This window comes from Psychrobacter glacincola, from assembly GCF_904846075.1.
Classification (GTDB): Bacteria; Pseudomonadota; Gammaproteobacteria; order Pseudomonadales; family Moraxellaceae; genus Psychrobacter; species Psychrobacter glacincola_C.
Window position 1 is genome coordinate 105,197 of record NZ_CAJGZH010000003.1, and the last position, 11,981, is coordinate 117,177.

The following is an 11,981-nucleotide window of genomic DNA, read 5'->3' on the forward strand; positions in this document are numbered from 1 at the left end:
TGCTCTGGTCTGCTACTTCACTTATGAGCCTTTTATTTGAACTTCGTTATAGCAAAATGAACGGTTATTTATCATCTTTCATTAATGAGCTGTCGTACTGTTTATTATCCTTCGCAACATGATGAGGATCGTGATCATCGGTTGCCCTTTCTGCCGCTGCTGGATTGACTTTTTGTAGCGCATCATCAGGTACGATGCCATGGTTATCGTTCGCATCTCTTAACTGATGGTCTTCTTGGTTGACAGCCTTATCATCTGGCGTATTCATCATTACTCCTTATTATCATAATAGTCATTCTCTAAAGATAAAAAAATCTGTGTTTAATCAATTTTTCATAAAAAGCTATTAATCCTTTTCGTCAGGATTTAACACCCGTGTTTGGGCGTTATCGATATTTGCATAACGATTCATGTTGTTAATACCTTCGCTTTTGGATGTCTCGCTAACCATCGTATGCTCATTCACACCATCATCAAAGGCGTTACCTTCTTGGTCTCGACGATCAGGCTGACGTGCAGGGTTGTCATTATCATTGACATGCTCTGAGTGGACGACGCCTTCTTTAAAAGTATCCGTTCCTTTATTTTCAGTGATGTTCTTTTCAATGCCACTATCAGTATCACTATGCTCATTAGAAGTAGGACTACTAGAGAAGCTATTAGCAGAATCATCACTATTGATTGAGTCATCATTTTTACTGATGCGTGTCTTGGTGAGTGCTGGATCATTGGTTTGCATGGCTATATCCTTATTATTGTTATTCGTGTTCTGGCAATTGCTTAATGTGCTTAGAGTTTTTATGGCGGTTTAGCAAAAGGTGAGCTTAATTTAATACCCAATCAACCTAGCCTGTAAGCCGTACTATTCATTGCCTTCTTGGCTTAGGTCATAGGCATTCAAATCTGCGACGTTCTTGCCGCCAGCGGATAAATTCTCTTCTTTACGAGGGTCAACATATATCTCGTCCGTTTCTTGCGACTCTTGTTGTGGGCCATCGATATTAGGTTCGTGCTTACGACCTTCATAACTGTCTTGTGCATTGTCTGGGTGTAAGGCGGCTGGATCACGAACTGGTACTGCTTCTTCGTGATTTGGATGAGTATTATTTGGCATTGCAGATCCCTCGCATCAATATGTCATTAATAGATAAAATAAGTTAATCCAAATATTTATGTCACAGCTTATTTATCATTTATCCGTACGCAAATCATCTTCAATAAAAGAGGTTTGCTCATCTTTACTTAATGTTTCAGGTGCATAGACCTCTTTCTTGTCTTTGAGATTTCGCGCAATTTGCTGACTGTCTGCTTGCTCAGCAGCTTTTTTGATATCTGATGTGTCGTTATCGGTATTGCTCATAAGGTGTTTCCTATTTTTATAATTCGTTGATTTAGTCAGTCCCTACTCTTTTTCGTAATACGATCAATGATAGTAATACGAGCAATTTTGCATGAATTACTAGAGTGCTAATGGTGTATTAAACCATCAAATCCGTTTAATAATAGCGTGAGGGCTGACCTTGATTATAAGGATGAGATAACGGACTGCACCAGTGTGCTGCCGTATCAATATGTGAATAAATGTGAGGTTACAAGACAGTTTGTAACTTAGACAAATCGTTTATCCAAAAAAAACCAAGCATAGAGAATACTCTACACTTGGTTTTTTGCTTGGTATTTAGTGATCGTAAAGACGTCTTTACCGCTTTGAGGATATCGTTGAAATATTAAGCTAGCTTGATGCATCAACGCCATTAATCACTTTTAATAAATACTCTTGAGCAGTATGCGGCGTTTCACCTGCGGCTGGCTGCAGCTGCTGCCAAGTACCATCACCGCTAAGTATCCATGCTTGGGTATTGTCTTTCAGATAGTTAAGTAAACCGTCTTGATATACTTGTTTGAATAGTTTTTTGTCTTCGATTGGAAATGCCACTTCGACGCGATGGAATAAATTACGATCCATCCAGTCTGCACTACCACAATATAAGCGCTCGTCGCCATTATTATAGAAATAATAGACACGCGTATGCTCTAAAAAACGCCCGATAACAGAGCGTACGGTAATGTTTTCTGATAGACCTTTTACTTGCGGACGCAAACAACACATAGAGCGTAAAATGAGCTCGATTTTGACGCCTGCTTGCGAGGCATCGTATAACTTGCTAATCAATCGACGTTCGGTTAAAGCATTAACCTTAACGATAATATGAGCGCGCTTGCCGGCTTTTGCATGAGCAATTTCATCATCGATAAAGCTTATCAACTTATCATGCAAGGTAAAAGGCGCATGCAGCAGCTTTTTGAGATTGGCAGGCTTACCCATTCCCGTCAGCTCTTGAAATATATTATGTACATCCTCTGAGATATCAGGATCTGCGCTAAATAAACCATAATCGGTATAAACTTTGGCATTGGCGGCATGATAGTTGCCCGTCCCTAAGTGCACATAGCGGCGGATTCGATCATCCTCACGGCGCACAATGAGCATCAGCTTGGCGTGGGTTTTATAGCCGACAATCCCGTACACGACGACCGCACCCGCTTCTTGCAAATAATTGGCGACGGCGATATTAGAGGCTTCATCGAAACGCGCACGCAGCTCGATGACGGCAGTGACTTCTTTACCATTACGAGCAGCAGCAGCCAATGCTTTAACGATTTCTGAATTGGTGCCTGAGCGGTACAATGTCTGCTTAATCGCTAACACTTTTGGATCGCTCGCCGCTTGCCAAAGCAGATTGATAATCGGTGAAAACGCATGAAAAGGATGATGCACCAGCACATCGCTTTTACGCATGGCGGCAAACATACTGGTTGCTTTATCCAGCTTATCCATTTCACGGCGGAACTCTTTTGGCACCACATGGGTAAAGGGCTGATAGCGCAGCGCTGGAATATTGAAATCAAATAATAAGCGTGTTAAGTTGACAGGACCATTGACGCGGTACAGCTGATTGTCATGCAGCTCAAATTCATTAAGCAAATAATCACTGATAGGCGTTGGACAATCGGTTGTGACTTCTAGCCGCACTTTATCACCGAAACGGCGGTTTTCTAGCTCGCCCTCCAGAGCTTTAGCAATATCTTCAACATCATCAGCCAAATCTAAATCGGCATTGCGCGTCAGTCTAAACTGATGGCAGCCAGTCACACTCATCCCAGGGAACAGCTCGCCGATATGCTCATGAATAATAGCTGAGAGCATGACGTGATGTTCTTTGCCACCTGTCAGCTCATCAGGCAGGCGAATCACGCGCGGCAAACTGCGCGGTGCGGGCACAATCGCTAGATTGATATCACGACCAAAGGCATCTTTACCTTCTAAAGTAGCGATGAAGTTTAAGCTCTTATTGACCAAACGCGGAAACGGATGCGCCGGATCGATGCTAATCGGTGTCAACACTGGCGATACTTGCTCAGTAAAGTAGCGCTTCATCCATGCCGATTGCTCAGCATTTAGCTCATCGCGTTTTAGATAACGGATATCCTCAAGCGCCAGTGCTGGTAAGATATCTTCATTGAGAATACGATATTGCTCAGCGATGGCATCGTGCATTACGGTGGATATCTCATTCAGCACTTCACTAGGACGCATGCCATGAACACTGGTCGAGACATCACCCATATTGAGCTTTTGCATAATGCCTGCGACACGAATCTCAAAAAACTCATCGATATTCGATGAGAAAATAATCAAGAAAAACAAGCGCTCAAGTAGCGGATGATGAGGACTTGCTGCCTGCGCTAAGACACGTAAATGAAACTGTAATAAAGACAAGTCGCGATTGATATAACTGCTGGGTGAATAGCTGCCGTCTTCTGAACGCTGCCATGCAACCTCAGTTAAATGGTCATTGCGACTCTCTGTATGGCTTTTATTATCAACTGCTATCACCGTATTATTGCTATCAGTGTCCTGCTTATTATTCACATCCATCACGTCACTACTCCTTTGCGTTATCGATACGCCATCATCTTCAATACCAATTGTCTTTTATAATCGCTTTCCACTAAGAAATTTATCAGGGTTCTTTCTTCATTCATTACTACTCGAAACTGCCATTCAAAACTATCGCTTAAAACCGTCACTTAAAACTATCATTCAAAAACACGGCGCTATTTGTTAAATAGTATTAGGTACAATCCATTAAGCCGATTGTGGTAACACCGCATTGCTCATGCGCTTTTTGATAATACGTTGTTTATTGCGTAAACGTCTATCACCCTGATTGTCTTCGTAGTATTTTGGATTGGTCAACATAGCGATAAGTAAGGCTGATTCATCACGGTTCAGCTTGGCCGCAGATTTATCAAAGTAATGCTGAGCTGCTGCTTCGATACCATAAATGCCATTGCCAAACTCTGCCACATTGAGATAAGCGGTCAAGATACGCTGCTTATCCCATAATGTTTCAATCATGACAGTGATAATCGCTTCCTCAATTTTACGAACATACGAGCGATGCGAGGTCAAAAATAAGTTTTTTGCTAGTTGCTGGGTAATCGTCGAGCCACCAGCGGACATCTTACCCGTCTCTTCATTTTTCTTACGTGCCGCCTCAATGCCTTTAAAATCAAAACCATTGTGCTGACTAAATGTCGAATCCTCACTCACTATCGCGGCTTGTTTGGCAGATTTTGCGATGGCATCGTATTCAGCCCAAGTCTGGGTGACAGTACCACCCGTCAAACGATGAGTCAGCATAAACATGCTGTTATTAATCGGCTGCGTTTTCCAAATTAATAGTAGCCCAGCAACTAATACATGAAATGCGACGACCAATAGCATGATTGCCATCAATAATCGTTTGAAAAATTTGCCAAAACTTGCCATGCGCGATATCCAAGTGATTGAAAAGGTAATAAGATAAGATGAGCTGAAGAGCCAGTAATTAAAAACAGCAGGTCATCTTACCTAATCTCACAATCGCTGTCATTACTTACCCCACTTCTTTATCATGCCATAGAGTCTACGTAAAAAAGATCAGGCCGTATTTATACTGGCAATCGAAGTCCTAAAAACCGAAACTTTGTGACAAGTATTAAGACAAGAGAATAAATATGTACGATGATAATAATATAAAAGCCTTACGAGAACGTATGGTTGCTGCAAACCCCGATCTTGGTCATGCTGAAAATAATGATAAATGGTGGCTACTTGGAACGTCTGGCTGTCATTTGTGCGACATCGCGAAGCAAGTGCTGACTCAATTTCAAGCTGTACAGCCGATTGCCTGTCAACAGGTCGATATCGCTCATTTCGATGAACCATTGATGATGGAATTTGCCACTACTATTCCGGTGATTTTGACACCATCAACACGATTAAACTATCCATTTTCAGTCATGGATTTACAGCAACTTTTCATACAATCATAGCAATCCTACAATAAAAAACGATGTAGCGAGAACATAATGAAAAATTTGAGCAAAATTACTGAAATTGAAGACCTGCGCCGCGTTGCCGAACGTAAAGTACCGCGTATGTTTTATGATTATGTGGATTCAGGCTCATGGACTGAGACGACTTATCGTAGCAATGAAACCGACTTTGACCGTATCAAGTTACGCCAGCGGGTATTGGTAGATATGGACAATCGCAGTCTAGCAACCCACATGATTGGCGAAGAAGTAAAAATGCCCGTCGCCATCGCGCCCACTGGCTTTACCGGTATGATGTGGGCGGATGGCGAGATTCATGCAGCGCAGGCAGCAGAAAAATTCGGCATACCGTTTTCGCTATCGACCATGAGTATCTGCTCTATCGAAGATATCGCCACTCATACCAGCAAGCCCTTTTGGTTTCAGCTATATGTGATGCGCGATCATGACTATGTGGCCAATTTAATTCAGCGGGCGAAAGATGCCAATTGTTCGGCGTTGATTCTTACCGCGGATTTACAAGTGCTGGGACAGCGCCATAAGGACATCAAAAATGGCTTGTCTGCACCGCCTAGACCTACACTTGCCAATATCGTCAACTTGATGACCAAGCCGCAGTGGTGTATGAATATGCTGGGCACCAAACGTCATAGCTTTGGCAACATCGTCGGTCATGCAAAAGGCGTCGACGACTTATCTTCTCTCACCGCTTGGACGGAAGAACAATTTGATCCGCGCTTGAGCTGGGATGATGTGGCACGCATCAAAGATATGTGGGGCGGCAAATTAATTATTAAAGGTATCATGGAACCTGAAGATGCCATTATGGCTGCTCGTAGCGGTGCCGATGCACTGGTCGTCTCAAACCACGGTGGTCGTCAATTAGATGGCGCCCTCTCTTCCATATCTGCCCTATCCGATATCGTACAAGCGGTGCATGCTGAAAATAGCGATATCGAGGTGTGGTTAGACAGCGGCATTCGCTCGGGTCAGGATGTACTAAAAGCGCGCGCATTGGGTGCAAAAGGCACGATGATTGGTCGCGCTTTTCTTTATGGTCTGGGCGCTTATGGCGAAGATGGCGTGCGCCGTGCGCTGGAAATCATCCATAAAGAATGCGATCTATCGATGGCGTTCTGTGGTCATACCGATATCAATAAGGTCACCACTGATATATTGGTAAAGGGCACTTATGAGAACCTCAAAGTTGCTAATCGTTAAATTTGTCATTAAAACGGTCGTTAAAACGATCCACCATTAAGGGCACTAATCGTTTAAGAGTACTAATCGTTTAAGAGTACTAATCGTTTAAGAGTACTACTCATCAAATCATAATGTCATGCAGATGTCTGACATTATTTGACCATACCCTTTATACTCTATTTACAACATTCTAATGATATCTCACCTTTATGACCATTCAACAATTATTAAAAACAGCCCCTGTCACCACGCTGTTACTAGCTAGCTTTATTGGGTTATTCATCATACAGGTACTGACAGGCGTCGATGCCAATAATCCATCGACTGAGGCGCTCTTAAAATGGGGTGCCAATGCATTGCCATTTACCATGGGCGATGAGCCGTGGCGCTTGGTCAGCAGTGCCTTTTTACACATCGGCTTGATGCATTTATTGTTTAATGGATTTGCCATGTATTTCTTTGGGCAGATTGCCGAGCCGATGTTTGGCTCAGCCAAGTTTTTGGCATTGTTTTTACTGGCGGCGATCGGGGGCAACTTACTGAATAACTATGTCACGTGGCATAGTATCGTAGAAGGAACTGGTCAACCGGGTCTATCGGCTGGGGCGTCAGGTGGCATCATGGGTATCGGCGCGGCATTATTGATAGCCGCACTGTTTAAAATAACGGTCAATGGCATGGTGCTCAATCTTAAGAGCTTGCTATTTATCATGGGCATTAACCTTGTTTATGGTTTTGCCGTACCGGGTATCGACAATGCGGGGCATATTGGCGGCGCGGTGACTGGCTTAGTGATTGCCCTGGCATTCGCAATCGCCTACCGTCAGCGTATGACAATAGCGCTACAGAATATGCCTAACCCAGCTACTTATGAAGACCATTATCGAACGACTTATATCAATTTTCCAGTAAGCAGCGATACTGATTCTTCTGCTAATAATGAGCACTTTAATAATGCTGATTTTGACAATAACAGCAGTTTCCACCCCGACTCTGCTGTAAACTCACACTTAAATACTCATGCTAATCACAGCCACCTTAGTGAACAAGAAACACCGACCAAATCTATCCTTATTTGGCAATTACTACCATGGCTAATGATGCTACTGATTAGCATTGGCTTTATTTGGTGGTGGCAAGATATTCATGATCAAATACTACAAGTATTAAAAACCATTGAGTAAACTTTCATAGTTATTTATCATTGCTAAATAGTTCATGATAACAGCTTATTGGTTAGGTTTTCCTTACTCGCTTCTTGCTACAGTCAGAGCACTTTTAAACCGCTACGGTGTTACCCGCTCTAGATGTACTCAGTTTACTATCTGCGGTCGGTCGCCTTGTAGCGATTCTAAAATTCCTTGACTATACACAATTGCCCCCAATTATTTCATCCATTCACGAGACTCTATTATGTTTAAACCTGTAGCGCTACCTCATATTTCTACGCGCGTCATGCTTAGCGCATTAACGGCTACCGCGTTATTTAGTGTCGCCAGTATGTCCAATGCTGCACTTTTTAAGGACAATTTACCTACTGACCAAGACGCTGTATTAAGCGTCGGTGTCAACGTCATAGCCGTCAACTCAGCCTACGATATGGAAGACAGCCTCGATGTACGTGTGTTGCCAGGCGCGTTTTATGACAACAATAGATTCTATGTGCGCGGCGCCCAAGCGGGTGCTTATATCATTAATGATGGCAAAAATCAGCTGTCGGCTTATGCTCAGCTCGCTGGCAACGATTTCGATCCTGATGATGCTAGAGGCGCATTACAAGGTCTTGATGAGCGTGAAGCATCAGTCGCTGCTGGTCTAACTTATTTGCGCCGCACGCCCGTCGGTGGTTTCCGTGCTCAAATCGCAACTGATGTTTTAGACCGTAGTGGTGGTAACACAGCTCGCTTGACCTACCTCGCTAGAATTACAAAAGACAAGCTAACAGTCTATCCAAGCATTGGCTTTGAATACAACGATGCTGACTATAATGAATACTATTATGGCGTCAGTAAAAAAGAGTCAGCGGAAACAGGCGTCGCCGCCTATAAGTCTAATTCGAGCTTGAATCCTTACGTTAACATTAGTGCCAACTATGATTTCAATGAGCGCTGGGCATTGTTTGCCAATCAAAGCTTAAGCTATCTGCCAAATGAGCAATATGATAGCCCAATGGTTGACTCGCGTACTGAGTCAACTTCGACGCTTGGTTTGCTTTATAAGTTCTAACTAGGCTTGGATATTTAATAGTAAAAAGACCTTGCCGCGTAATGTGGCAAGGTCTTTTTAATGAATAACTTTAGATGTGGGGCGTAGCCAGAACACTACTAAAATGCATAATTATTGGACGCGATGCATGAGAGGAAATTTACTTTAGAAATCACTTTCAAATCTATCATTAAGAATTATTAGCTTTGAATTTAGCATCCTTAGATTCTGCATCTTTTCTTGGGCCTTCTGGTGTGAGTTGATATAAATCTTCTAGCTCTTTTGGTTCTGAAATTCCTTTTTTTACTATGAAATTAAGGAGATCAAACATTTTGGAAGCTACCTGGTCAAAGTCTTCGTCTGTCATTGTTCCTGGATGAACAGCATTATTTCCTGTAATTCGTACCGTATCAGCTACTTTAACAACCATAGGAGGTAGAATATTTTTAGAAGCAAGACTACGAATATCAGTATTTATATTTTTACCATTTTCACCTAGATGCTTACATAGCTTCTGCAACGCTAGTCTAAGTAGAGCTGCTGAGCCACGAGGTGACTTTGAAAATATTTTTGCCGCTTCAATATAGTCGGCTTTTACATCACTGGGCATATCATCCTCAGGCAATGCCGCCAATCCATTATCTGGAAATAAAAGTATAGCTTCCGCAACGTTCTGTCCAGATGAACTTTGACTATAACCATTTACCCTCCAAAGACTTTTTTCATTACAGTATGAACAAATTGACTCGTGGTATTTCGTAAGGTAACCTTGATTGACTAAATTAGTCCAAGTCATATGGGCATAAGTACCACATAAAGGACAATTAAACCCATTTTTATTAAATTCTGGTGTAGTAAATTTCATTATTATCAATTCTTCTAATTGCAGGAAGCGCTAGGGGCACTAAAAAGTGTATTTCTTTTAAGATAAATATTTTAAAATCACTATACTTTAGTTATCCACTTCTAAAATATTTTCAACAGAATTGTTTTCAATCCAACGGTAATGGTTTATTAATTCACTTTTTTTAGTTTCGAATACTCTTTCATCCTCATTTACTACTGCTTTTAGTAACCAACCTGCATCTATGCCAGCTGATTTTACAGAGTCTTCTTTACTTTTGTGCTTTTCATATAGCTTAATCAAAGGCGTTCCTTGCCAATGAAAATTATCACCACCCATCAAATCTCTTAACGAAAACCATTCATCTTTTCTATTCTTACACCAGCAATAAACTCCGCCTTGCAAAAAAGCTTTTATTTTACCTTTCTCATCCTCAGTAATTTGGTAGACATCATGTATTCTATGACCTTCATCTATAAACATAATTAATCCTTAATCATAAATACAAAGTTGATAGTAGTAAATTTATTACTCTAGTAAAAATTTAAATGTGCTAACAGAGCTTCAAAAATGAACATTATTTATATTTTCAATTATATAGTTTTATAAACACAAACCACAATATTTTAATGAACAAGAATTCTATAATTTTATAACTATTGCTTTTCAAATACCATCTGTCAAATTATCATAAAAAAGACCTTGCCACACGACAAGGTCTTTTTCTATTCTAAGAAACTATTAGTTAGCTTACTTAGGATTTACCATATCAGCAGGAATTACCCACTCATCGAACTGCGCTTCAGTTAGTAGCTCTAGCTCAACCGCCACTTGCTTCAAAGTTTTGTTTTCTTTATAAGCTGTCTTAGCGATTTTCGCAGCATTTTCATAACCAACATGACGGTTCAATGCAGTCACTAGCATCAATGAATTGTGCAAAAAGTCATCAATTTTGTCTTTTACTGGCTCGATACCAACGGCACAGTTTTCGTTGAAGCTGTTGCAAGCATCGCTAAGCAACTTGATAGATTGCAACAAGTTAAAGGCAATTACTGGCTTATAAACGTTTAGTTCAAAGTTACCTGATGCGCCAGCCATGCTGATAGTGACATCGTTACCCATCACTTGAGCGACAACCATGGTCATTGCTTCTGATTGGGTCGGGTTTACTTTACCCGGCATGATAGATGAGCCTGGCTCATTTTCAGGGATCGTCAACTCGCCTAGACCACAACGAGGACCTGATGCCAACCAACGTACGTCGTTAGCGATTTTGTTTAAGCTGGCTGCTAGGGTTTTTAGTGCGCCTGACGCGAATACTTCAGCATCACGAGCGGCTAATGCTTCAAATTTGTTTGGTGATGTGACAAATGGCAGTCCAGTCAAGGTTGACAGCTGCTCAGCTGATTTTACTGCATAGTCAGGATGCGCGTTTAGACCAGTACCAACCGCAGTACCGCCTAGTGGCAATTCATATAGACCTTGTAGCGCGTTGTCGATACGAGTCAATGAATGGTCAAGTTGACTTACATAGCCGCTAAATTCTTGACCTAAAGTCAAAGGCGTCGCGTCTTGTAAATGCGTACGACCAATTTTAACAATGCTATCAAATTCTTTCGCTTTAGCAGCCAAGGTATCACGTAGTGCTTTTACGGCTGGAATCAATAAACCGTTGATTTCACGCGCAGCGGCAACACGAATCGCCGTTGGGAAGCTGTCGTTGGTAGACTGTGCATGGTTTACATGATCATTTGGGTGAATTGGCGTGTAGCTGCCGCGCTCAGAACCAGCGATTTCGTTGGCACGGTTGGCTAGTACTTCATTCATGTTCATGTTTGACTGGGTGCCAGAACCTGTCTGCCATACGACTAATGGGAACTGATCCGTTAGACCACCATTGATGATTTCGTCAGCAGCTTGCACGATTAAATCGCGCTTGTCGCCTTCAATGCGCTCTAGGCCAGCATTGGTAATCGCAGCGGCTTTTTTGACCAGTGCCATTGCTTCAATCATTGGACGCGGCAACGTCTCGCCACCGATTTTGAAGTTTTCACGGCTACGCTGAGTTTGCGCACCCCAATAAGCGTCAGCTGGGACTTCCACGTTGCCCATGGTATCTTTTTCGGTACGAGTTGCCTGATTCTGTGTCGACATAACTACCCTCTTTAATGGTTTGTTGTATAGCTGCTATGAAAAAAGTGCAACACACGCTGCACATAAAGGAAAATACGCTGTAAAGTGGCGTTATGATAGCATGACTAGGCCGTGTTGAATATTCACAAATAGCCATTGCTACTCTCTACAAGCAACAGCCATCATCAATTTAATACATTATGGGATAGTC

At 42.1% G+C, this 11,981-nt stretch carries 13 protein-coding genes; 4 read left to right on the forward strand and 9 right to left on the reverse strand.

Features of this window, described 5'->3' with window-relative positions:
* Window positions 1-64: 64 nt before the first annotated feature.
* The 6 genes from JMW85_RS11525 to mtgA all read right to left on the reverse strand — a co-directional run bounded on the left by JMW85_RS11525 (window position 65) and on the right by mtgA (window position 4,837).
* Entirely contained in the window at window positions 65-268 is a 204-nt protein-coding gene (locus JMW85_RS11525) for a hypothetical protein (RefSeq protein WP_045453159.1), read from the reverse strand.
* A 78-nt stretch (window positions 269-346) separates the two neighbouring features.
* The gene (locus JMW85_RS11530; RefSeq protein WP_201581878.1) at window positions 347-739 is read right to left on the reverse strand and encodes a hypothetical protein; all 393 of its coding nucleotides are present in this window, start codon (window positions 737-739) and stop codon (window positions 347-349) included.
* Between the two features lie 123 nt (window positions 740-862).
* A complete protein-coding gene (locus JMW85_RS11535) occupies window positions 863-1,114 on the reverse strand; it encodes a hypothetical protein (RefSeq protein ID WP_201581879.1) in 252 nt (83 codons plus the stop codon).
* Between the two features lie 75 nt (window positions 1,115-1,189).
* A complete protein-coding gene (locus JMW85_RS11540; RefSeq protein ID WP_173936719.1) occupies window positions 1,190-1,360 on the reverse strand; it encodes a hypothetical protein in 171 nt (56 codons plus the stop codon).
* A 372-nt stretch (window positions 1,361-1,732) separates the two neighbouring features.
* A complete protein-coding gene (ppk1, locus tag JMW85_RS11545; protein ID WP_201582154.1) occupies window positions 1,733-3,940 on the reverse strand; it encodes a polyphosphate kinase 1 in 2,208 nt (735 codons plus the stop codon).
* Between the two features lie 210 nt (window positions 3,941-4,150).
* Window positions 4,151-4,837, reverse strand: a complete 687-nt coding sequence (gene mtgA, locus JMW85_RS11550) for a monofunctional biosynthetic peptidoglycan transglycosylase (RefSeq protein WP_045453173.1) — start codon at window positions 4,835-4,837, stop codon at window positions 4,151-4,153.
* Window positions 4,838-5,064: 227 nt separating this feature from the next.
* Between mtgA and JMW85_RS11555 the strand changes: the two genes are divergently transcribed.
* From JMW85_RS11555 to JMW85_RS11570, 4 genes are all read left to right on the forward strand, one after another.
* Complete coding sequence (locus tag JMW85_RS11555; protein WP_087814428.1) at window positions 5,065-5,382, forward strand: glutaredoxin family protein; 318 nt, start codon at window positions 5,065-5,067, stop codon at window positions 5,380-5,382.
* Between the two features lie 36 nt (window positions 5,383-5,418).
* A complete protein-coding gene (locus JMW85_RS11560; protein ID WP_201581880.1) occupies window positions 5,419-6,606 on the forward strand; it encodes an alpha-hydroxy acid oxidase in 1,188 nt (395 codons plus the stop codon).
* Window positions 6,607-6,797: 191 nt separating this feature from the next.
* Window positions 6,798-7,772, forward strand: coding sequence for a rhomboid family intramembrane serine protease (locus tag JMW85_RS11565; protein WP_201581881.1), 975 nt, complete (start codon window positions 6,798-6,800; stop codon window positions 7,770-7,772).
* Between the two features lie 229 nt (window positions 7,773-8,001).
* Entirely contained in the window at window positions 8,002-8,814 is an 813-nt protein-coding gene (locus JMW85_RS11570) for a MipA/OmpV family protein (RefSeq protein WP_201581882.1), read from the forward strand.
* Between the two features lie 169 nt (window positions 8,815-8,983).
* Here the strand turns inward: JMW85_RS11570 and JMW85_RS14325 are convergent, their stop codons facing one another.
* The 3 genes from JMW85_RS14325 to fumC form a co-directional block, all read right to left on the reverse strand.
* On the reverse strand, window positions 8,984-9,658 hold the full coding sequence (locus tag JMW85_RS14325; RefSeq protein WP_227681850.1) for a DUF4145 domain-containing protein: 675 nt from the start codon (window positions 9,656-9,658) through the stop codon (window positions 8,984-8,986).
* Between the two features lie 87 nt (window positions 9,659-9,745).
* Complete coding sequence (locus JMW85_RS11580; protein WP_201581883.1) at window positions 9,746-10,120, reverse strand: hypothetical protein; 375 nt, start codon at window positions 10,118-10,120, stop codon at window positions 9,746-9,748.
* A gap of 267 nt (window positions 10,121-10,387) precedes the next feature.
* The gene (fumC, locus tag JMW85_RS11585) at window positions 10,388-11,791 is read right to left on the reverse strand and encodes a class II fumarate hydratase (protein ID WP_201581884.1); all 1,404 of its coding nucleotides are present in this window, start codon (window positions 11,789-11,791) and stop codon (window positions 10,388-10,390) included.
* Between the last annotated feature and the right edge of the window lie 190 nt (window positions 11,792-11,981).